General features: G+C 44.4%; 27 protein-coding genes and 1 tRNA gene. 6 read left to right on the top strand and 22 right to left on the bottom strand.

Annotation, left to right across the window (positions count from 1 at the left end; genetic code table 11):
- The first annotated feature begins 90 nt into the window (after window positions 1–90).
- On the top strand, window positions 91–801 hold the full coding sequence (locus HPC38_RS02580; RefSeq protein ID WP_208119727.1) for an HAD family hydrolase: 711 nt from the start codon (window positions 91–93) through the stop codon (window positions 799–801).
- On the opposite strand, the gene folB is transcribed toward HPC38_RS02580, so the two are convergent.
- Window positions 796–1152 carry a dihydroneopterin aldolase gene (folB, locus tag HPC38_RS02575; protein WP_208119726.1) on the bottom strand — a complete coding sequence of 119 codons (357 nt, stop codon included), beginning with the start codon at window positions 1150–1152 and terminating at the stop codon, window positions 796–798. The genes HPC38_RS02580 and folB overlap by 6 nt on opposite strands.
- Before the next feature lie 96 nt (window positions 1153–1248).
- Here folB and plsY point away from each other — a divergent pair, with 96 nt between their 5' ends.
- On the top strand, window positions 1249–1857 hold the full coding sequence (plsY, locus tag HPC38_RS02570; RefSeq protein ID WP_208119725.1) for a glycerol-3-phosphate 1-O-acyltransferase PlsY: 609 nt from the start codon (window positions 1249–1251) through the stop codon (window positions 1855–1857).
- Window positions 1858–1891: 34 nt separating this feature from the next.
- On the opposite strand, the gene HPC38_RS02565 is transcribed toward plsY, so the two are convergent.
- Window positions 1892–2398, bottom strand: a complete 507-nt coding sequence (locus tag HPC38_RS02565) for a DUF308 domain-containing protein (protein ID WP_208119724.1) — start codon at window positions 2396–2398, stop codon at window positions 1892–1894.
- Window positions 2399–2407: 9 nt separating this feature from the next.
- Window positions 2408–3427 carry a tRNA (adenosine(37)-N6)-threonylcarbamoyltransferase complex transferase subunit TsaD gene (gene tsaD, locus HPC38_RS02560; RefSeq protein ID WP_208119723.1) on the bottom strand — a complete coding sequence of 340 codons (1020 nt, stop codon included), beginning with the start codon at window positions 3425–3427 and terminating at the stop codon, window positions 2408–2410.
- Between the two features lie 212 nt (window positions 3428–3639).
- Between tsaD and rpsU the strand changes: the two genes are divergently transcribed.
- The 4 genes from rpsU (at window position 3640) to HPC38_RS02540 (ending at window position 7838) form a co-directional block, all read left to right on the top strand.
- A complete protein-coding gene (rpsU, locus tag HPC38_RS02555) occupies window positions 3640–3855 on the top strand; it encodes a 30S ribosomal protein S21 (RefSeq protein WP_013745715.1) in 216 nt (71 codons plus the stop codon).
- 108 nt (window positions 3856–3963) lie between these two features.
- The gene (dnaG, locus tag HPC38_RS02550) at window positions 3964–5709 is read left to right on the top strand and encodes a DNA primase (protein WP_208119722.1); all 1746 of its coding nucleotides are present in this window, start codon (window positions 3964–3966) and stop codon (window positions 5707–5709) included.
- Window positions 5710–5788: 79 nt separating this feature from the next.
- A complete protein-coding gene (gene rpoD, locus HPC38_RS02545) occupies window positions 5789–7648 on the top strand; it encodes an RNA polymerase sigma factor RpoD (protein WP_208119721.1) in 1860 nt (619 codons plus the stop codon).
- Between the two features lie 113 nt (window positions 7649–7761).
- Window positions 7762–7838, top strand: a tRNA-Ile gene (locus HPC38_RS02540).
- A gap of 23 nt (window positions 7839–7861) precedes the next feature.
- Here HPC38_RS02540 and HPC38_RS02535 read toward each other — a convergent pair.
- From HPC38_RS02535 to HPC38_RS02450, 19 genes are all read right to left on the bottom strand, one after another.
- A complete protein-coding gene (locus HPC38_RS02535) occupies window positions 7862–8911 on the bottom strand; it encodes a site-specific integrase (RefSeq protein WP_208119720.1) in 1050 nt (349 codons plus the stop codon).
- Entirely contained in the window at window positions 8821–9123 is a 303-nt protein-coding gene (locus tag HPC38_RS02530) for a helix-turn-helix domain-containing protein (RefSeq protein ID WP_208119719.1), read from the bottom strand. The genes HPC38_RS02535 and HPC38_RS02530 overlap by 91 nt, the downstream gene beginning before the upstream one ends.
- Entirely contained in the window at window positions 9123–9392 is a 270-nt protein-coding gene (locus tag HPC38_RS02525) for a hypothetical protein (protein ID WP_208119718.1), read from the bottom strand. The genes HPC38_RS02530 and HPC38_RS02525 overlap by 1 nt, the downstream gene beginning before the upstream one ends.
- Complete coding sequence (locus HPC38_RS02520) at window positions 9389–10348, bottom strand: riboflavin synthase subunit alpha (protein WP_208119717.1); 960 nt, start codon at window positions 10346–10348, stop codon at window positions 9389–9391. Before HPC38_RS02520 ends, HPC38_RS02525 begins: the two co-directional genes overlap by 4 nt.
- Entirely contained in the window at window positions 10345–10605 is a 261-nt protein-coding gene (locus HPC38_RS02515; RefSeq protein ID WP_208119716.1) for a hypothetical protein, read from the bottom strand. The genes HPC38_RS02520 and HPC38_RS02515 overlap by 4 nt, the downstream gene beginning before the upstream one ends.
- Window positions 10602–10913 (bottom strand): DUF6378 domain-containing protein, encoded by a 312-nt coding sequence (locus tag HPC38_RS02510; protein WP_208119715.1) that lies wholly within the window; start codon window positions 10911–10913, stop codon window positions 10602–10604. The genes HPC38_RS02515 and HPC38_RS02510 overlap by 4 nt, the downstream gene beginning before the upstream one ends.
- On the bottom strand, window positions 10914–11462 hold the full coding sequence (locus HPC38_RS02505; RefSeq protein WP_208119714.1) for a DNA methyltransferase family protein: 549 nt from the start codon (window positions 11460–11462) through the stop codon (window positions 10914–10916).
- A gap of 180 nt (window positions 11463–11642) precedes the next feature.
- Complete coding sequence (locus HPC38_RS02500; protein WP_208119713.1) at window positions 11643–12539, bottom strand: BRO family protein; 897 nt, start codon at window positions 12537–12539, stop codon at window positions 11643–11645.
- A 245-nt stretch (window positions 12540–12784) separates the two neighbouring features.
- On the bottom strand, window positions 12785–13003 hold the full coding sequence (locus HPC38_RS02495; RefSeq protein WP_208119712.1) for a type II toxin-antitoxin system death-on-curing family toxin: 219 nt from the start codon (window positions 13001–13003) through the stop codon (window positions 12785–12787).
- On the bottom strand, window positions 13004–13132 hold the full coding sequence (locus HPC38_RS10530) for a hypothetical protein (RefSeq protein ID WP_268932816.1): 129 nt from the start codon (window positions 13130–13132) through the stop codon (window positions 13004–13006). It abuts the gene before it with no gap.
- Between the two features lie 95 nt (window positions 13133–13227).
- Window positions 13228–13659, bottom strand: a complete 432-nt coding sequence (locus HPC38_RS02490; RefSeq protein WP_208119711.1) for a nucleoside triphosphate pyrophosphohydrolase family protein — start codon at window positions 13657–13659, stop codon at window positions 13228–13230.
- A 266-nt stretch (window positions 13660–13925) separates the two neighbouring features.
- Window positions 13926–14390, bottom strand: coding sequence for a single-stranded DNA-binding protein (ssb, locus tag HPC38_RS02485; RefSeq protein ID WP_208119710.1), 465 nt, complete (start codon window positions 14388–14390; stop codon window positions 13926–13928).
- Window positions 14391–14393: 3 nt separating this feature from the next.
- Window positions 14394–15005 carry a YqaJ viral recombinase family protein gene (locus tag HPC38_RS02480; RefSeq protein ID WP_208119709.1) on the bottom strand — a complete coding sequence of 204 codons (612 nt, stop codon included), beginning with the start codon at window positions 15003–15005 and terminating at the stop codon, window positions 14394–14396.
- On the bottom strand, window positions 15002–15880 hold the full coding sequence (bet, locus tag HPC38_RS02475) for a phage recombination protein Bet (RefSeq protein WP_208119708.1): 879 nt from the start codon (window positions 15878–15880) through the stop codon (window positions 15002–15004). The genes HPC38_RS02480 and bet overlap by 4 nt, the downstream gene beginning before the upstream one ends.
- Window positions 15877–16788 carry a hypothetical protein gene (locus HPC38_RS02470; RefSeq protein WP_208119707.1) on the bottom strand — a complete coding sequence of 304 codons (912 nt, stop codon included), beginning with the start codon at window positions 16786–16788 and terminating at the stop codon, window positions 15877–15879. Before HPC38_RS02470 ends, bet begins: the two co-directional genes overlap by 4 nt.
- On the bottom strand, window positions 16776–17102 hold the full coding sequence (locus HPC38_RS02465; protein WP_208119706.1) for a hypothetical protein: 327 nt from the start codon (window positions 17100–17102) through the stop codon (window positions 16776–16778). Before HPC38_RS02465 ends, HPC38_RS02470 begins: the two co-directional genes overlap by 13 nt.
- A 92-nt stretch (window positions 17103–17194) precedes the next feature.
- A complete protein-coding gene (locus HPC38_RS02460) occupies window positions 17195–17857 on the bottom strand; it encodes a hypothetical protein (protein WP_208120072.1) in 663 nt (220 codons plus the stop codon).
- Window positions 17854–18129, bottom strand: coding sequence for a hypothetical protein (locus HPC38_RS02455; RefSeq protein WP_208119705.1), 276 nt, complete (start codon window positions 18127–18129; stop codon window positions 17854–17856). Before HPC38_RS02455 ends, HPC38_RS02460 begins: the two co-directional genes overlap by 4 nt.
- 89 nt (window positions 18130–18218) lie before the next feature.
- A complete protein-coding gene (locus HPC38_RS02450) occupies window positions 18219–19115 on the bottom strand; it encodes a P22AR C-terminal domain-containing protein (protein ID WP_208119704.1) in 897 nt (298 codons plus the stop codon).
- Window positions 19116–19580 lie beyond the last annotated feature (465 nt).

The raw sequence follows: 19580 nt of genomic DNA, 5'->3' as shown, positions 1-19580 counted from the left end.
CGAAGCTAATTGATAATCAATATCAAATAAGAGGCTTTTATTGCGCGCGCAAGATGTGGTAGGCTTAACGAAACGCTACAAGGGGGAGAAATGTATTTTTACCGCACTTTGACGCCAATTAAGGTGATAAGTTTTGATTTAGACGATACCCTTTATGATAATGGCCCCGTGATTGCGGCGGCAGAGCGGGCTTTTTTAGCTATGTTGTCCGAAAAAAGTGCGCTTTCACAGCTCGATGCAGACTATTGGGCGAGCTGGAAACAGCTGGTCAGCCAGCGTGATGCGCAATTGTGTGAAGATGTGGTGCAATGGCGCGTGGTGGCAATGCGCTCATTGCTCAATCATCATGGCATCAGTGGTGTACAAGCACAACAGATCATCGTGGATTGTATGGCGGAGTTTGTGGTGTGGCGACATAAAGTGGCTGCGGATAAACAGACTGTCCAAGCGCTTGACCAATTAGCGAAGCGCTTTCCGCTAGCGGCCATCAGTAACGGCAATTTGGTGCCGCATCACATTAATCTACCGCACTTTTGTTTATATCTTCGGGGTGGGCAGCATGGGCGAGCAAAGCCCCATGCCGATTTATTTTGGCAAACGGCTGCGCATTTTCATGTTCAGCCAAGTGAGATTTTGCATGTGGGCGACAGCCTCACAACGGATGTGGCAGGCGCGATCAACGCAGGTTGCCAAGCGGCGTGGCTGTGCCACACTTCAGGTGATATTTTGCACACACCTGAAGCGCGGATTTTGCCAACGGTTGTGATTTCTCACATTTCTGCGTTGACGCAGTTGTTATAATTGCCCACGGCTTACAATCACCGCCACATTCTGCGCATTCGCCACTGCTGTTGGCTTGCTGACCTTGATCCGTAGCGCAGAAATGGAAAATTGCGCCTGTAATTCATCACACAGCTCATAGGCTAGGCGCTCAATTAGTTTGAACGCACGCTTACGGATATAATCCGTGATAAATTGGCTTACTTCAGCATAGTTTAGGCAGAATTGGACATTGTCCGTTTGCGCGGCACGTTGGCAATCCCACGCCATTTCCACGTCCAACACCAAACGTTGCTCAATGGCCTGCTCCCAGTCATAAACCCCAATGCGTGCGAGCACAGTTAAGCCTTCAATGACAACACGATCGTTCATTTTCTCTCTCAATTTTTGCGTTAATCAACATTTTTTAAGATTATGCCACTAAAATTAGGTATAATGTACCTAATTCTTTAATTAGGAACGAACATCATGAGCTTATTTGCCCTTGCCTATATGCTTTTCGCCTATCTCGTCGGCTCAATCTCCAGTGCGATCATTGTCTGCCGTTTGTTGAAATTGCCTGATCCGCGAACATCAGGCTCACACAACCCAGGCGCGACCAACGTGTTGCGCATCGGCGGAAAAGGCCCTGCGCTCGTTGTGTTAGTGTTTGATATGCTCAAAGGAATGCTGCCCGTGTGGGCGGGGTATTACCTTGGATTGAGCCAGTTTGAGTTAGGCATGGTGGCACTTTGCGCGTGTTTGGGGCACATTTTCCCGCTTTATTACCGTTTCCGTGGCGGCAAAGGCGTGGCAACAGCGTTTGGGGCGATTGCACCGATTGGCTGGGTGGTCGCGGGTTCGATGTTAGGCACATGGCTTGTGGTGTTTATTCTCAGTGGCTATTCTTCCCTCAGTGCGATTGTCACCGCCCTTGTTGTGCCATTTTATGTTTACTTTTTTAAGCCCGAATTTACGTTCCCAGTGGCGTTGGTGTGCTGCTTGTTAATCTATCGTCACCACGACAATGTTCAACGCCTTTGGCGCGGGCAGGAAGATAAAATGTGGGCGAAACTCAAAAAGAAAAACGACAATTGAAAATGCAAAGTGCGGTTCAAACCGCACTTTTTGGTTACTGCATCTTTTTGATGATCACGGCATAGGTGAGCAGAGAAATGCCGTTGGAGATCAGCTCAATGGCCAGCAGCAAGCCGAGCAAGGTTGCCGCAGCGGTGGCGAGGTTGGCAAAAATCACTAGTGAAATCAAAAGCGAGAGCAGCCCTGAAAACATCACAAAGCCGAAAAATGGCGTTTGGCGTAGCCGCCACGAGGCCAGCAGTTTCGCCACACCTAGCAGCAATAACAGAATTGAAATCATCACTGTAAGAGAAATTAAGCTCTCTAGTGGGTTGTTGAGCATCACTAGGCCAAGCAACAACCCAACCACACCTGCGAGCATCACCCACGAAAAGCGTTGGGTTTTCCACGCAGAATAGATTTGAATTGCGCCAATAAAAATAAAAATGCCGGCAATCAGTTGCTCAACGGCAATGCTGGCAGCAAACGGATTGATTACCGCGATAATACCAAATGCGATAGAAAGCACGCCGATGGCGAGCCAAATATGCCAATTTTTCATAAGCCTTCCTTATTGTTTTGAAATTGGTTCTAGGGTTGTCATAGCCCAGCGTGGCTGAACATGAATGCTCAAATCAGTTTGTTGACCGCACTTTAAGCGAACAAAGCCAGCGTAGGCAATCATCGCACCATTGTCGGTGCAAAATTGTGGCTGCGGATAAAAAACTTCGCCGCCAAGCGATTGCATCATCTCGTGTAGAGCATGACGTAAAGTGCGGTTGGCACTCACGCCACCTGCAATAATCAAGCGTTTCAGCCCAGTTTGTTTGAGTGCGCGGCGACATTTTATTAATAAGGTGTCAACCACGGCTTGCTCAAAAGCAAAAGCGATGTCGGCACGAGTTTGCTCATCAAGCGTATTTTGCGCAATGGTGTTGGCGGCAAAGGTTTTCAACCCTGAAAAGCTAAAATCCAGCCCTGGTCGGTCGGTCATCGGGCGCGGGAATTGAAACCGCACTTTGCCTTTTTGCGCCAAGCGAGAAAGCGCAGGACCGCCAGGGTAGTCTAGCCCTAAAAGCTTGGCGGTTTTATCGAATGCTTCGCCGGCGGCATCATCGATGGATTCACCTAACAGCTGATATTGCCCCACGCCATCAACGCGCACAAGCTGTGTGTGCCCGCCTGAGACAAGCAGCGCCAAAAAGGGAAAGTGCGGTGGGTTTGGCTCCAGCATAGGCGCGAGCAGGTGGCCCTCCATGTGGTGCACCCCAAGCGCGGGCACCTGCCAAGCATACGCCAGCGCGCGCGCCACACTCGCCCCCACCAGCAGCGCGCCCACCAAGCCTGGGCCTGCGGTGTAGGCAATGGCGTCAATGTCGCTGGCGGTTAATTTAGCTTCAGCAAGGGCGGCGGTGATCAAGGGAGCAGTTTTGCGGATGTGATCCCGTGAGGCAAGCTCAGGCACGACACCGCCGTAATCAGCGTGGAGTGCAATTTGTGAATAAAGCTGATTGGCGATTAGGCCGCGCGTTTCGTCATAAATGGCAACGCCAGTTTCATCACATGATGTTTCAATTCCAAGCACTCGCATAGTGTTTCCAAATTCAGTTTTCAATGGAGGCTATTCTACACTAAATTTGCCCTTTTGCTCTATGTGTGATGTGAATTTTGCCGACTTTTTGCCTTTTTGTTTTGACTTTGCGTGCGCTTTTAGAGTAAAATTGCAACCCTTAATTAAGTCTTGTCGTCATTTTTTGACGATGTGTATGAAAAATAACAAAATTCCTTTGAGGTGATTGGCAAATGCCTGTAATTAAAGTACGTGAAAACGAATCATTTGACGTAGCACTACGTCGTTTTAAACGTTCCTGCGAAAAAGCGGGTATCCTAGCGGAAGTCCGCAGCCGTGAATTTTACGAAAAACCAACCACAATTCGTAAGCGCGAAAAAGCATCTGCGGCAAAACGCCATGCTAAAAAATTAGCTCGCGAAAACGCACGTCACACACGTCTTTACTAATTATTGCGTGTGCCGCTTGTCGGCAAGCTGTATCGAAACCGTGAATGCTTAGGCTTCACGGTTTTGTTGTATGCTCTTTTTTGAGGTTTTTAGCTGAGGGTGTTTGCAATGAAAGGATCTATCCCAAGAACGTTTATTGACGATCTGCTCGCTCGCACCGATATTATTGACCTCATTAACACCCGCGTTAAGCTCAAAAAAGCGGGGCGTGATTATCAAGCGTGCTGCCCATTTCACCACGAAAAGACCCCTTCCTTCACGGTCAGCCAAGCCAAGCAGTTTTATCACTGCTTTGGGTGTGGCGCGCACGGTAATGCTATCACTTTTTTAATGGAGTTCGACAAGCTCGAATTTCCTGAAGCGATTGAAGAATTGGCCGCTATCCATGGGCTAGAGGTGCCGCGCGAAAGCCATATTGATGATGGCAAACCGCACTTGAACTATCAGCGTCGGCGCGATTTACATCAACTGATGGCAGACATCGCAGCATTTTATGCTGACACGTTGCCTGCGCACCCTGAGGCGGTGGAGTATGTGGCCAAGCGTGGGTTAAGTGACGAGGTGGTTGCACGCTATCAAATTGGTTTCGTGCCAAACACCATGAACACGGTACTCAACCGTTTTGGGCAAGGGCAGCAGGCGCGCGAACAATTACTTGCCACAGGGATGCTCTCACAAAACGAGCGTGGCAGCACCTATGACCGTTTTCGAAACCGTTTAATGTTCCCTATTCGCGATAAACGCGGGCGAGTGATCGCTTTTGGTGGGCGTGTACTCGGAGATGAAAAACCCAAATACCTTAACTCACCAGAAACGGTGATTTATCATAAAGGCAATGAACTTTATGGTCTTTATGAAGCCTTGCAGCAAAACGACGTGCCCGAGTTTTTGCTGGTGGTGGAAGGGTATATGGACGTGGTGGCGCTGGCGCAATTTGGGGTTGATAATGCTGTCGCTGCGTTGGGCACGGCCACGACAAGTGAGCAAATTCAACAGCTGTTTCGCGCCAGTGAGCAGGTGGTGTGTTGCTATGATGGTGACCGAGCAGGGCGTGATGCTGCATGGCGCGCGCTGGAAAATGCACTGGTGCATTTACATGATGGGCGACAGCTGAAATTTGTGTTTTTGCCTGACGGCGAAGACCCTGATTCCTATATTCGCAACCGAGGCAAAGACGCGTTTTTAGATTATGTACAGCAAGCCAAAAGTTTTAGCGAATTTTTGTTTGACCACCTGCTTGCGCAAGTGGATTTGGTTTCAAAAGAAGGGCAGGCTAAATTGGTGGCGTTGTGTGAGCCGATTTTGCATAAAATCCCTGGCAAAGTACTGCAAGATCAAGTGCTTAACATGCTTAAAAATAAATTAGGTGTGTTTGACCCTGATCGCTTACGCAACTTGATTGCTCCCAAAACACAAAGTGCGGTCGCGCATAAACCGCAACTTAAGGTGGAATCAACCCCAATGCGTTTGGTGATCGCCTTGTTGCTGCAACATCCGCGCTTAATTGCCTTTGTGCCTGATATTGAGCCATTTAAAGCCTTAGATGATACGGGCGCACAGCTGCTTTATCAGCTCGCCTTGCTTTGTCAACAGCAGGTGGGCTTGACCACAGGGCAAATTTTGGAGCATTGGCGCGGAAAAGAACACAGCAAAGCCCTTGAAATTTTAGCCATGTGGGATCATCTAATAAGCGATGAGAATATTGAAGACAGTTTTAAAGATACACTGAACTTTCTTTATAGCCAATTGATTGACAAGCGTATGGCGCAGCTCATTGCCAAAGACCGCAGCACAAGCCTGAGTGCGAAAGAAAAACAAGAGCTGGCAGCGTTGCTCCTTGCGCAGAAATCATAGGGTATAGGTGCAAAATCTATGTTATACTTAGCCTTTGCTTAACTATAATCATTTATCAATAAGTGCGGATATCAAATTTATGGAGCAAACCCCTAAATCTCAACTCAAATTACTCATTGCTCAAGGCAAGGAACAAGGCTATTTGACCTATGCAGAGGTCAACGACCACCTGCCTGAAGAATTGGTCGATGCTGAGCAAATTGAAGATATTATCCAAATGATCAACGACATGGGTATTCAAGTGCTCGAAAGTGCGCCTGATGCCGATGACTTGATGCTCAACGAAAACATTGCTGATGAAGATGCAGTTGAAGAAGCCACTCAGGTGCTTTCTAGTGTGGAGGCGGAGCTGGGGCGAACCACCGACCCTGTGCGGATGTATATGCGTGAGATGGGCAGCGTTGAACTGCTCACGCGTGAAGGTGAAATTGACATCGCTAAACGCATTGAAGAGGGCATCAATGAGGTGCAAAGTGCGGTTGCTGAATACCCAGAGGCGATCACCTCACTTTTAGATCAATATGAACAAGTGGAAGCTGGCTCCCTGCGTTTGACTGACCTTATCACGGGTTTTGTAGACTTAAATGAAGGGGTCGATGAAGAAACGGCCGAAATGGTGCCTGAATTTTCCGAAGAAGACGAGAGCAGCGATGTGGTGGCTGACGATCTCGATGAAGACGATGAAGACGACAGCGATGAGAGTGGGGATGCTGATGATTCTGACAACAGCATTGACCCTGAATTTGCGCGCCAAAAATTTGCCGAGCTAAAAGCACAATATAGCGTCACTTTAGAAGCCATTCGTAAACACGGGCGCACCAGCAAAAAAGCGCGCGAACAAATTGTTATTTTATCTGCTGTGTTCCAACAATTCCGCCTTGTACCAAAACAATTTGATAACTTAGTATTATTAATGCGTGGCATGCTTAAACGCATTCGTGTTCAAGAACGCCTATTGCGCCGCTTAGTGAAAGATTACAGCAAAGTGCCAGACAGCCACTTCCCGAAAGGCTTTACAGGTAAAGAAACCAGCGATGCGTGGCTTGAAAAAGCACTTAATGCGGGTAAACCTTGGTCAGATAAACTGAAAAACTATGAAAGCGAAATCCGCACCGCAATCGCTGAGTTTGAAGTGATCGAAAAAGACAGTAGCTTGACCATTTCACAAATTCGTGAAATTGGTGAGCGCATCTCTCAAGGCGAACTCAAGGCACGTCGGGCGAAAAAAGAGATGATTGAAGCTAACTTGCGTTTGGTGATCTCGATTGCGAAAAAATACACTAACCGCGGTTTGCAATTCTTGGATTTGATTCAAGAGGGCAACATTGGTTTGATGAAAGCGGTGGATAAATTTGAATACCGCCGTGGTTACAAATTCTCGACCTACGCTACCTGGTGGATTCGCCAAGCGATAACACGCTCTATTGCAGACCAAGCGCGCACGATCCGTATTCCTGTGCATATGATTGAAACCATTAACAAACTCAATCGTATCTCGCGCCAAATGTTGCAAGAAATGGGGCGCGATGCCACACCAGAAGAGCTGGCAGAGCGTATGAATATGCCTGAAGATAAAATCCGCAAAGTGCTCAAAATCGCCAAAGAACCCATCTCAATGGAAACGCCAATTGGTGACGATGACGATTCACATTTGGGCGATTTCATCGAAGATAACACTCTTGAGCTGCCACTGGACTCTGCAACAGCTGAAAGCCTGAAAATGGCAACTCAAGAAGTGCTTGATGGGCTTACTCCGCGTGAGGCAAAAGTGCTGCGTATGCGTTTTGGTATTGATATGAACACCGACCACACGCTAGAAGAAGTGGGCAAACAGTTCGACGTCACTCGCGAGCGCATCCGTCAAATTGAGGCGAAAGCCCTGCGCAAATTGCGCCATCCAAGTCGCTCAGAAAATCTCAAAAGTTTTTTGGATGAATAACCATCAAAGTGCGGTCAGATGACCGCACTTTTGTATATAGTGCTTTTTTTCAACAACTATTTAGCGACTTATAGACAATGTCAACACATTGCACTATAATCCCAAAACTCCACGGCCCCATAGCTCAGTTGGTTAGAGCAGTCGACTCATAATCGATTGGTCACAGGTTCAAGCCCTGTTGGGGCCACCATTTAGCCATTTAAAATCAATGAGTTATAGACACTTTACGATTTTCAAGTGTGACAACTCCTCAAATTGTGTCAAAAATGTGACACGATTTGCGTAGTCAATCATGTGATCAGCGTTTAAATGAGCATATCTTTTGACCATTTCTAGGGTTTCCCAACCGCCCATTTCTTTAAGCGTAAATAAAGGCGTTCCTGACTGAACATGCCAACTCGCCCAAGTATGGCGTAAGTCATGGAAGTGGAGATTTGGTAGTCCTATTTTCTCGCACGCTTGCTTGAAATCGCGCCTGTCTATATCATTGATGTTGTTGGATGTGCTATCCCTAACAAATACATATTTTGAAGCCTGATTTGCTTTTAAAATTTTGAGAAGGATAGAAGCATCCCTATTTAAGGGCAGAGAACGTGATCTCCCTGATTTTGCGTTATCACAAGTAACGATTGCGATACGCTTTTTAAAATCAACGTTCTCCCATGTTAGCGTTAGAATCTCGCTCATTCTAGCGCCAGTATATAAGGCAAAAGAACAGACATTCTTCATCCATTGTAGCCGTAATGACTCAATTAATGAGGTGGCCTGTTCTTTTGTTATCCAACTTACTCTCACTTTTGGCTCATTCTTTCTTGGTATATAAGGGATTTTGTCGATCCATCCAGCCTTCATAGAAAGCGATAATATGCGCAGTAAAGTTGATCTATACCTGTTTTGTGTCGCGTTGGATAGCTCTTTACCAGTATTTGCGTTAAGTTGTGGTATTGAGTCACTAAGTTCATCACTTGTTAAAGATCTCAACGTTCGTCCACCAAATTTCTTTCTGAAATAGACGGCATGAGAACGTTTGGCATCTAGCCTTTTTTGCCCTTCGCTATCTTTTAGGAATAGCAACAAAGCTTCTTCAAAAAAACGATCAGGCGTTTTATCTAAAACATCCTGATCCCATGCAGCTGCTTTAAGTTTATCGTGAAGTTCAACTGCTTCTTTCTTCACTTTTGTTTTAGCAGATTTTCTAATTCTTTCTCCACTTGGTGTAGTGAAAGCAATCCACCATGTTTGGCCACGTTTGAATATCGGCATGAATTGTTCTCCTTACCGACCAACGAAGCTGATCGGTTACAATCGTAATGCTGATTGACTTTTTTATCAAGAACGCTTTTCAAGACTCTCCAAGATCGTGATGTACCACTCACAATAAAAAATCCCCAGCTCTCGCGATGATTTCTCACAGTATGATAATTAAGCTTTAAATAATCAGCGGCTTGCTGCATTGTTAAAATTTCATCTGTCATCACAACTCTCCTGTTTCAAACCACATCGAAAAGGGTAGTTCATTGCGAAAAGTGCGGTAGGCAATCAGTGTAGCCGCAGCAGGTGTAGGGCTTTTGCTGATGCCTGTCATGCACGCAATGAGCTGTGTGGCATTTAATTGTTTGCGGTAACGTTTGGCTAGCTTTGCCACGGTTTCATCTGGCGTGCGGGATAACTGCGCGGCAAGGCATAGCGTGGTGAAAAATCCTAGGAATTTCTTTGTTTGATAAACGTCGGCGGCTTCGGTCATAATTCACCTGTTAAGATGTAGTTTAAGGAATTGGGGTCAACAGCAAACTCGCTCCAACGTTTCCAGCCGTCGCTGTTAGGGTCGGCATTGATGTAAAAAGAGCTGCTCTCTTTGGGGAGCGTGATTGTCGGAATAAGCAGAATGGTGTAACCGCCTTTAATGCGCTTTTCTTTATCGTGGCAGAGAAACAAGCAGTAATAATCAGGGCGGTCTCTTTTACTGATCCGACAACGGTAGGAGTTTATGTCTACCCGTCTGTCATAGGATTGCGTGTATTCTTTCACGTCGACTGTTTTGCCATTGACAACAAAGTCAAACACAGGATTGCACTCTTGATAGTCTTCATTCATATCGAGTGCGCTGGGCACGAGTTTTTTAAATTCGGCTTCTGCGCCAACGCCAGAGAAATTTGAGCGGCTCAAATAACGGCTTTCGCGGTATTCATGCCAACGCGGTGAATAACCTAATGCCTCCACGGTTTTTGCCACCACCCACACACCGAGACCTAAGTCTTCTGTCATAAAGCGCAGATTGCCGCTGTATTTAAAGTAAGCCTTAATCACGCGATACTCCGTGGTATCTTGCTCCGCCACCAAGCCGTGGGCTTTCAAAGTGCGGTATACCGCGCCTGCGTTGGTGTCACAGGCTTGCGCACCCGCAGGAATGTCTTTGTAGCTATGATAGTTATCCTTTGCCCACGCAAGAACTTTCTCCACAATATCATCATTCGGCAATGCGGCTTGTGGTAGTGCAGCCTTCACGACTGACTCAGGTTTTGGGGCTTGCATAGGAGTGTTTGCAGCGATAACTTTTCGTGTGTTGTATTCAGTAAGGTTTTCACGCATCGTTTGTAGTCGGTTTTTCTTAGCCGCCTTGAACTGTGCTTGCAGCGCGTCGTTAATCATCAACTCTGTTTTCGTTTCAACGTGGGCTTTCATCTCACTAATTGGGTTCATTTCTTCACTCCTAGTGCTTTTGGTTGATTGTCAAAGGTTGGTGGTAGAACTTGGGTTGGCATCAGTCTTTCGGTCTTGACTATCTCACTCTCAAGCATTAATTTATTCACCGCCACAACGCGGTCACAAATACCTGCGATAGCACTTGCTCGCCTGACTTCTTCTTCCATCTGTTGCGCATCAAGATCTTCATTATTCAGTCGCTCAAGCGCAGTAAAGAGATGGTCGTTGGCATCAATAAGTCGGTTTTTGCTCATACTGTACCGCCTGTTTTGATTGCAATATAAGGCTCTACTGGTTGAGCAATCTCTTGTTCGTCCGCCAGTGCAAGCCGTCCGCCTAACGTGGCATAACCGACAATATCGCGCCAGTGATCGATCTCGTTAGCGTTGCCGTGAATGATGCGCACCAGTTTAGCGGCCATCATTGTGGCGGCGTAGTATTGCACACTGTCGAGCGTGGTGGATTTGTTAATCTCACGCATGATTGTGTTAAAGGTGGTTGCGCCGACGGTGAAATCACCGTGGGTTTCTGCGCGTTCGTTTAATGTGTCGTTAATGTTCATCTAAAAAATCTCCAAATGGAATTTAACAACAAGCTTTGGTTCGCTAGTGCTATTCATTAAGTCGGAATACAGAAACATTGCCTGCGTAACTATGTCGTTATCACGCTGAAAAAATGAGATAGGGAAGTCGCCTTTGAGCGTGTCGCCACAGATGATGTTGTTCTCTAACACCTTGTCGATGTATTGCCATTCACTACTTGAAAAGCGCCATTCGCGTGCTTTGAGAAAATCTTCAACCATTTTTCTTAGTCTTGAGCGAGTAATGACGACGTTATCGCGCTGAATATCAATGCCATACATAGATGACAGCGCGTCAAATATAGCGGCAAAGTAATCCCGTTTTTCATATTCATCTTCGATATTTTCAAGGCGGTGCGCTAAAAGAAAAGTGAGAAACACGCCCTCACCCACAGTAGGCTCAAGCCAGCGTTTGTTTAAGTCATAGGCTTCACTTGGTAGGCGGTTCATCATATTGCTCACAATATGACTTGGCGTGAATACCTCGCCATATTGTTTTACTCTAGCTTTTGATTTGATGAGTTTTGTCATATTTGCTCCAATAAAAAAGCCACCTTTCGGTGGCGGGGATAAGAAGATATAAGGGGGTATAAGCCCGTATAAATTAATGCGTCGTGTTTTATACATTTTTAGCCACGCAAAATATAATTATACTGACGGTGTATAATGCAAAGTGCGGTGCAATAAAAACCGCCCGTAGGCGGCTGGTGGTTAGTAAGATAGTCGCTTTACTTTTGGTTGATTAAAGCGATTGATGGTTTCTAAGCAATATTGCCAGTGTCTATCGTGCGGATCGGCATATTGCAAGTGGTCGATGTCACGCACTAATCGGCTATGAACAGAGCGTATGAGAGATTTGTATTCATGCACTTGGCTGAACACTCTCGGGTGGAATGTTGAACCTAGCATATTAAGGATTGGCTCAAGCCGTCTTAGTGTATCGTGCATTTCATAGGTGGCGCACCAAAATGAGGCAAGGTTTTTCAGTTCGTCGTCATTCCAGCTGGTGCGGAAGTCGTTTTTAGGCAAAAGTGCGGTTGTGCCGTCTAGCAGTTCACCTTCAAGTGGCAATCTTGCCAGCAAGCCGACGGCTTCAACAAATTGTGCGTCATCAATTTCTTTGTAGGTTTTGCCAAAATGGGTTTTTAACGCTGACCATTGCACAATCGCACCTTTGGCTTGTTTGTCTTTTGGTAACTGCAAAGTGCGGTTTTTCACAAAGTCTTTGATGAACTGTTGATGTTCGGCGGACAGTTTTTGTGGCTTGCTGATTTCGGCTTTTTCGTATTTGCCTGTTTTGCGAATTTGCGGCAACACTTCATCGAATACCCAGTTTTGAAATTCTACCGCTTCGGCTTTGCGTGATTTGAAGATGATGCGGTAAAGGTTCGGTTCGTTGATGAAGGTAAGCTCTTGTTTACCTCCGTTTGTAAGGGTGTCGGCAGTAACGACACCCTTTTTATCAAGGTATCTATAAGCCACATCACGCGAGTTTTTAATATCCATGACAGCACACACATCGGCAAGACAAAAGTGCGGTTCACTATTAATTAATTCAGCGCGGACGATGTTAGATTTGAAGTTAAATGTTTGAACTTGATTAGTCATAATGTAATCCTTTGTGTCTATTTGTTTAAAACAAGCCACTTTTGAGAATGGCGTCGGGAGGCTCAAAAGCCCACACAAAGGCAAGGGCTGGAGTTATTCCCCTTTCGGGTATTGTATTCCTCGCCCTCCCGACATAGTCAGGATTACGGACATAAAAAAATCGCCTGTTGGCGATCTGATTACTACCGCCTTCGTGTTAGGTTTTGAGACCTTAAGGCGGATAGTAGTATAAATTGGGGGTGGTGTCAATGTGCTGACGTAATCCGTTGCAGATAAGATGACAGCTGAGAAAAATCCCAGTCTCCACTGGCTATGTTGACCATGGCATCATCTAATCCATGATCAGGCGGAATCTCAATTCCTTGCAAGTCAAGATAGGTTAGCATTGTGACAAGTGCGGTGCGCTTGTTGCCATCAGGGAATGCGTGAGCTTTTGCAATGGCAACAGCATAAAGCGCAGGCAATCATTTGTGCGCCAGCGCTTGGATTTCTTTCTTATGCGTCTTCATGACGCGCTTTGCAGCGGTGAGAATAACCCGCTTGCCTGCTTCGCCTTTCAGTTCGATTTTGATTGGTTGATTATTTTGTTTCATTTAAATTATCCTCACGAGGTTTGAGAATATAGTAATACAAAATGTGGTTGTGTCAATGTGTGTTATTAAGGCGGTCTGTTGTAAATCGTCGTTAACTACTTACCAATAAACTTGTTTAGTTTTGGCTTAAAGTAGTCTTTGCCTTTCCCAATCTTGCCGTTTTCTAAAAAGACTGGCTCACCATTTTCAAACTTACTCCAGTTTGAGGCATTTACTTCATCTAGCGCACCTTGAATATCCATGCCTAGCATATAAGCAACGCCAACAGCGGTGACGATTTGGTCGCATAGAGAGTCCAAAAGCTCTTTACGGTCTATTGTGGTGTTAAATTTTGCGGCATATAGGTCGTCCATCTCTTTAAAGGCGTTTGACGCTTCGACTAACTCTTTAGGTGCCTCGCAGCCTAAAGCAGTAAACATTTCCACGACCTCTTCAAAATGGCAGCCTATCTGCACTTTAGTGTTTCGTTGGGTGGGATTTGGCACAGCCTTTTTAAACCAGTCTGAAATAGGGGTGATGTCTGTCATTGCTTATTCCTTCTGTGATGATTGTTTAATTCGGATTTTACATTAAGCCAAAAGAAAAAGCCCACCTAAGTGAGCTTTATTTTTCTTACGCTTTTAATTTAGAACGGTTTTACAATAGGGGCACCGAACGCACTTTTTGCACTATAAAAAACGCTAGAAGCCTTTATCCATAAGAGTTTCGCCGTCGGGCACCTGATTGGGATTTACTTCCATTAAAAAGCCCACTAATATGGGCTTTTGGTTAAACAACGGTTACGCAATTTTGCCTAGAACGGTATCGGGTCATCAGCGAACGGATCAAAATCATCTTGTTTATTTTGCACATTCTCTCTTTTTGATTGTGCGCTTGGCTTGTTTTCATTCGTGCTTCTGTTGTTTGTATCAGATTGTGCGTTATTTTTGCTATCTAACATCTGCAAGTTGCCTGCAATGATTTCAGTCGTATAACGCTCAACTCCATTTTGATCAGTCCATTTTCGCGTTTTGATGCGGCCTTCGATATAAACCTTGCTTCCCTTATTCAGGTATTCACTGGCAATCTCAGCAAGGCGACGATAAAGCACAATCCTATGCCATTCTGTCACTTCACGATGCTCGCCAGTGTTTTTATCTTTCCATGCCTCAGATGTTGCAACACTAATGTTTGCAACAATCAATCCATCAGGCATGCTTCTCACTTCAGGATCATTTCCCAAGTTGCCGACGATGATCGCCTTATTTACTCCAGCCATTTTTTAATCCTTAAATTGTTTCAACATTCTTAAAAAACTAGGTATATGTTCATCAAGCGCCTTCATAATCTTTTCATCACGCTCAATTGTGATAAGAAAGAACGGCTCTTTCTTATACTCAGGGCAGTAGCTCACAAAATCCCAAGTATCATAACCAGTAACCCATAAAGCTGATTGCACTTGCATCTTGTATTCATTAGGTAGAACGCCATTAATTAAATACTTAACATGCGTACTTAATCGAGGGCATTTTATTTCAAGGCCTTTTCGCTTCTCAGGAATAAGACCATCAGGGCTTATCATCAATTCCTTTTTGTCATTGAGATAAACCCCACCAACTTGAATAACTTCGCAATCATTCACTATTTCATAATAACTTCTAGCTTCAGGCTCTAGCTCTGTTCCGCGCTCCATGAAGCTAGTTTTGCTTTTAACATTGATTCCATTGATATGCTCTTCAACAAGCTCAGAAAGGTAATTGACCCAGCCGCTTGACTTTTCACCGTTGCCATTCACGATTGAGCCAATTCCTGTTCCTGTTGGAATCCCCCTTCTAGCTTCCAGCCATTCATCACTTCCTTGTTCACAATCAAGAATAATTAATCCTTCAATCATAATTCTTCCGTATATGTACCATCTTCATCGGGCTTCACATCAACAATATTTTCAGCCATTCTGTTTTTATAGGCTGAGAGAGTGTTGATAATAAAGTCAGCCGTTTTTGGAGAGATTTCAGTGATTGATTCAACTTTGCATTTTTTCAGAAGCTTATTCATATCGTAATGAGTTTCTTCTAAAAGTTTGTTGATTATTTCAATCTTATCTTCAAACTGAGAAGTGGATTCAGTTGATTGGGATTGAGCTTCAGGCTTATTGAAATCGGTAACTTCTTCAGTGTTTACTTCTTCCATTGAAATCACTCCACCAATTTCATCAGGGAATGCCTTTCTCAATGCGCCAGCTTCTGCACATTTTGCAAGCTGACCGCGCGGCCGTTTACTCCACATTGAGTTCAAGACTTTTGAATAACTACCATCTCTCCCTCTTTCAGACTTAGTACCGCAAGCTTCTTCAAAAAACTCAGTGTGTGAAAATGCACATCTTTGGCCATTAATGAATCTATACACAGTAACTTTGCACCAAGAAGGCACAGTATGCCCTAGATATTGAATATCATCTCCGAACACTGGATCATCTTGGCCAGCCATTTGGCCTGTTCTAAAAGCAGTTGTTCTATGCTCATAGATTGAAGGCATCACAGTATCTCTATAAATTGCTTTTCCATCTCGATCTCTTCCAGCTGGCATAGGGACGATATGACAAGGTTTTTTAAGAATATCTAGGCTTCTTGCCTTGCAATAGTCAATCGCCATCATAATGCTTTCATCTCGTGCGCCAATAAAAATACTATTTTTAAGTGCGCTCCATGTAGATTCACTAATACCTTTTTGCTGCAATTCAGTTGAGATATTTGCTGGTAGGTTGATCATTGTTTTATTCCTCTTAATGTAGATTTAGCTATGCTGTCTGAATGTAGTTTTTTCATTTCGATACCAATTTTCTTTGCCATTTCATAGCTAACATTTTTGTTCAGTGTGAAGATGATTTGATAAGCAGTGTTGTCATCACTTTCTAATTTGATATTCTTTGGTTTAACGGTAACTTCAGAATCAGCAACTTCATTTGATTTCTTATCGTTGTTTAGCTCTTTTGCTTTCTGCTCAATTAAAGCCTGTTCTTTCTCAATCCTTTCTTTAACGATAGGTTCAAGATCAACATCAGAACAAATCAAATCAATGTCATCTTTGAATAAGTGCTGATAAGCGATAATCGGTAGTTGCTCAAGCCTTCCTTTTAAGCGGCTAACCTCAGTGGTAATGTCGGCTATGATTGCTTGCTTTTCAGCGTTTATAGCCGCTTCTAGGCCGCTAATTGTTTTCTTTCTAGCTGTTGCGTCTATAAGCCGTTCAAATATCTTCGTTGTTGTAATGGTGCGTGATAGTGCTAGTGATACAGTGCTGCATGAAGGAAGCTTTTTATAAAGCTCACTCACATCTGCATAAGCTTGATCAACAATGCGCTCCTTAACTTCTTTTTCCTTTTCTTTTACAATCTTTTCTCGCTTGAGTCTTTCTTGCCTGAATTGTTCAACAATATCTTTAGCAATGTTGATTGAGATCGCCACATCTGAGTTTCCAGTTTCAGCCGCTTCAATCGCTTCTTTTGTTTTTGACTCAAGCTCTTTCAGCTCTTTGATTTCATTCTTTGCATTTGCAAAGTCATCATCAGTTTCAAACTCGCTTGTGAGCGATAGCAAGTATTTCTCAGCTTGCTTTTTAAAGTCTTGAACGTTGCAAGCCACAACCTTAGATTCAATACTTAAAATTAAATTATCCATTTTATTTCCCCTTTTATGATTTCTTGTGCATAGTCATTTCTAATTGCACTGGCTTTAGTACTGTCATGGCTTTTTATTGCCTTGATATATTCGTCATCAAAGGCCAGTTTTTGGTATAGGTATTCAATGTTTTCATCGTCACTTTCAGGAATATCCTGAATGTCATTCTCGATAAAATAATCGCCTTTAAGCGAGAGATACTCTTCAACTAATTCATCGGACTTTTCAATAATCTGATCATCAATCCTGTCAATCTTGCTGAGATATTCTGCATGGTCTGCAATTTGACTGGATATGTAACAGTAGCTGGCCATAAAGCCCCCTTATGAAATTAAATTGAATATTGTGAGAAGAATTGATGAAGCGATTAAGATTTGGATGATTGAGCTGATTATGGTATTCATAACTAACTCTGCTGTGACTGAGTAGCCTTAACCATATCCGCCAGCATTGAAAACATTTCAGGCTCAAGGGTGATGGTTTTGGCGGTCGCTTTTCGATCTAACATCAACCGCACTTTGCCGTTTTTATCGACTAAGTACCCATTCAAGCCGTAAGGCGTGAAAGGTTTGCGTGCTTGTCTTTTGGGCTTGTTGGTAAGTGCGGTCTGATCGTCCGAAATATTGCTTAAAGGTGCGTGTTTACTGGGTTTGATAGGTGCGGACTGGCTCATAGTATTGTTCTCTTTGAGTTGTGCCTGTAACGCTTTAATTTTTTCGCTGTAGACTGTTGATTTCTCTTTTTCGAGCGGTCTAAAGGTATCTCCGACAACGGTGTCTTCCGTCATAGCCAGAGGCGCGTTGTCAGGGGCTTGTCGGTTTAACCGTTGGCTTTTTCGTCGATCCAACTCTGATTTCTCAATCAGTGAAACTTGATAAATCGGATTGTCGCGGTTGAACTTTCTGACCGCGCTATTTAACCCAATGCGGGCGTGTTCCGCTGAGCGGTATTCAATGGTTTGTTTCACCTTTTTGCCCTCGATGAAAATCATGCCCATAAAGCGGTCATCATCGAATTGGTGAATTTCCAGCGAAAATTTTTTACCTGTCATTTTGTAGAACAACATCATTTCACTCCTCGCATTTCCGCCACTTTCTGTTTCAAATACCGCTCCGTTTCGGGCGTTAAGTTTGGCTGAAATTCGCCCTCGTCTTGCCGCCATTGTGCTTTGGCGGCGGCAATATCCTCGGCTGTGGGGTGGTAGTTGACCGTGTGGTCGTAGTAATCGGTGTTTTTAGCTTCCTGCGGTTGTGGTGCGCAGCTGACGGCGAGTGCAGCACCAAGACAAAAAACGCCGAGCCATTCAATAATCCAAAGTGGGGAGAAGAGGTGTCTTAACATAATCGTTTCCTTTTTAATCAAAATCTCAAATTCAGGGTGCAGGCAACCGCCGCACGGTTTTCGGGCGAAAAGTGCGGTCGGTTGGTTAGTTAGAAATTAAGGCGCTTTACTCGTGGCTTGTTAAAGCGGTTAATCGTCTCAAGGCAATATTGCCAGTGTCTATCGTGCGGATCGGCATATTGCAAGTGGTCGATGTCACGCACTAATCGGCTATGAACAGAGCGTATGAGAGATTTGTATTCATGCACTTGGCTGAACACTCTCGGGTGAAATGTTGAACCTAGCATATTAAGGATTGGCTCAAGCTGTTTTAATGTGCCGTGCATTTCATAGGTGGCGCACCAAAATGAGGCTAAACGTCTAATCTCGTCGTCATTCCAACTGGTGCGGAAGTCGTTTTTAGGCAAAAGTGCGGTTGTGCCGTCTAGCAGTTCACCTTCAAGTGGCAATCTTGCCAACAAGCCGACGGCTTCAATAAATTGCGTGTCATCAATTTCTTTGTAGGTCTTGCCAAAATGGGATTTTAACGCCGACCACTGCACAATCGCGCCTTTGGCTTGTTGGTCTTTCGGTAACTGCAAAGTGCGGTTTTTCACAAAGTCTTTGATGAACTGCTGGTGTTCGGCGGACAGCTTTTGTGGAGGTTCAGATTGCACTACACTTTGTGATTGAACTTCTTTATCCAAAATATCCAACACCCAGCGGCGGAAATCTTTGGCGACTTTGGTGTGTGAAAGCATGCCAATTAAATGTGCGCCACGTAAACTAAAGATCCGCACTTTTTGCATACCGCCGTTGGTTTGCATTTCAATCAGTGCGGTCATGTTAGGGGTGAATTCGTCTTGATAGCGATTGAATAAAAGCGTTATTCCTTGAATTGGATTTTTATAAGCTAATGCCTTACCAATATCAGAAGCAGCCAGCCAGATTTGATTATTTTGATTAACAACAGAAAAGGCGGTATTTTTAAATGTTAAAGTTGTCATAATATTGTCTCACGTAATAAGTTTAAAAAACTCATCACCGCAAAGGCTAATTATTGGTGATGAACTAGATTGGATTAGCCTTACCGTTACGTGAGTGACGGCGGATCTTTCGATCCTCCAACCTAGCCCACCATTGACAACTTTAAAAAGGGGTATTCAATTTGAATAGACCTTATCAAGTATTGATTGACTAGATTTTCAGTTATAAAAAAAGACGCTTTGAGCGTCTATTCTTTTTCACCGCTCACGTAATTCAGGAGGCTAATCCCGACTTTCGTTTGAAAGTGCGGTTATCATAATACAGAGCGGGGGGGGTGTCAATTATAGCCTGTCAAAAATTAACGAAATGCCGACTATGAGTAAGATGATACCAATTGCGCTGAAGCATATACCAAAGAGTAGATTAATCCAGTTGTGCATTTTTACTCCTGTTAAGGTGCAATCTCCAAGTGATAGAATTATGCG

This window comes from Spirabiliibacterium pneumoniae, assembly GCF_014884995.1.
GTDB lineage: Bacteria > Pseudomonadota > Gammaproteobacteria > Enterobacterales > Pasteurellaceae > Spirabiliibacterium > Spirabiliibacterium pneumoniae.
The sequence above is the reverse complement of the archived record's forward strand: the minus strand, read 5'-3'. Positions and strand labels throughout refer to the sequence as shown.

Excerpts from the sequence above, each read along its gene's own strand:
- HPC38_RS02580 (WP_208119727.1), top strand. The coding sequence starts at position 91 with ATGTATTTTTACCGCACTTTGACGCCAATTAAGGTGATAAGTTTTGAT.
- folB (WP_208119726.1), bottom strand. The coding sequence starts at position 1,152 with ATGAACGATCGTGTTGTCATTGAAGGCTTAACTGTGCTCGCACGCATT.
- plsY (WP_208119725.1), top strand. The coding sequence starts at position 1,249 with ATGAGCTTATTTGCCCTTGCCTATATGCTTTTCGCCTATCTCGTCGGC.
- HPC38_RS02565 (WP_208119724.1), bottom strand. The coding sequence starts at position 2,398 with ATGAAAAATTGGCATATTTGGCTCGCCATCGGCGTGCTTTCTATCGCA.
- tsaD (WP_208119723.1), bottom strand. The coding sequence starts at position 3,427 with ATGCGAGTGCTTGGAATTGAAACATCATGTGATGAAACTGGCGTTGCC.
- rpsU (WP_013745715.1), top strand. The coding sequence starts at position 3,640 with ATGCCTGTAATTAAAGTACGTGAAAACGAATCATTTGACGTAGCACTA.
- dnaG (WP_208119722.1), top strand. The coding sequence starts at position 3,964 with ATGAAAGGATCTATCCCAAGAACGTTTATTGACGATCTGCTCGCTCGC.
- rpoD (WP_208119721.1), top strand. The coding sequence starts at position 5,789 with ATGGAGCAAACCCCTAAATCTCAACTCAAATTACTCATTGCTCAAGGC.
- HPC38_RS02535 (WP_208119720.1), bottom strand. The coding sequence starts at position 8,911 with ATGCCGATATTCAAACGTGGCCAAACATGGTGGATTGCTTTCACTACA.
- HPC38_RS02530 (WP_208119719.1), bottom strand. The coding sequence starts at position 9,123 with ATGACAGATGAAATTTTAACAATGCAGCAAGCCGCTGATTATTTAAAG.
- HPC38_RS02525 (WP_208119718.1), bottom strand. The coding sequence starts at position 9,392 with ATGACCGAAGCCGCCGACGTTTATCAAACAAAGAAATTCCTAGGATTT.
- HPC38_RS02520 (WP_208119717.1), bottom strand. The coding sequence starts at position 10,348 with ATGAACCCAATTAGTGAGATGAAAGCCCACGTTGAAACGAAAACAGAG.
- HPC38_RS02515 (WP_208119716.1), bottom strand. The coding sequence starts at position 10,605 with ATGAGCAAAAACCGACTTATTGATGCCAACGACCATCTCTTTACTGCG.
- HPC38_RS02510 (WP_208119715.1), bottom strand. The coding sequence starts at position 10,913 with ATGAACATTAACGACACATTAAACGAACGCGCAGAAACCCACGGTGAT.
- HPC38_RS02505 (WP_208119714.1), bottom strand. The coding sequence starts at position 11,462 with ATGACAAAACTCATCAAATCAAAAGCTAGAGTAAAACAATATGGCGAG.
- HPC38_RS02500 (WP_208119713.1), bottom strand. The coding sequence starts at position 12,539 with ATGACTAATCAAGTTCAAACATTTAACTTCAAATCTAACATCGTCCGC.
- HPC38_RS10530 (WP_268932816.1), bottom strand. The coding sequence starts at position 13,132 with ATGAAACAAAATAATCAACCAATCAAAATCGAACTGAAAGGCGAAGCA.
- HPC38_RS02490 (WP_208119711.1), bottom strand. The coding sequence starts at position 13,659 with ATGACAGACATCACCCCTATTTCAGACTGGTTTAAAAAGGCTGTGCCA.
- ssb (WP_208119710.1), bottom strand. The coding sequence starts at position 14,390 with ATGGCTGGAGTAAATAAGGCGATCATCGTCGGCAACTTGGGAAATGAT.
- HPC38_RS02480 (WP_208119709.1), bottom strand. The coding sequence starts at position 15,005 with ATGATTGAAGGATTAATTATTCTTGATTGTGAACAAGGAAGTGATGAA.
- bet (WP_208119708.1), bottom strand. The coding sequence starts at position 15,880 with ATGATCAACCTACCAGCAAATATCTCAACTGAATTGCAGCAAAAAGGT.
- HPC38_RS02470 (WP_208119707.1), bottom strand. The coding sequence starts at position 16,788 with ATGGATAATTTAATTTTAAGTATTGAATCTAAGGTTGTGGCTTGCAAC.
- HPC38_RS02465 (WP_208119706.1), bottom strand. The coding sequence starts at position 17,102 with ATGGCCAGCTACTGTTACATATCCAGTCAAATTGCAGACCATGCAGAA.
- HPC38_RS02460 (WP_208120072.1), bottom strand. The coding sequence starts at position 17,857 with ATGATGTTGTTCTACAAAATGACAGGTAAAAAATTTTCGCTGGAAATT.
- HPC38_RS02455 (WP_208119705.1), bottom strand. The coding sequence starts at position 18,129 with ATGTTAAGACACCTCTTCTCCCCACTTTGGATTATTGAATGGCTCGGC.
- HPC38_RS02450 (WP_208119704.1), bottom strand. The coding sequence starts at position 19,115 with ATGACAACTTTAACATTTAAAAATACCGCCTTTTCTGTTGTTAATCAA.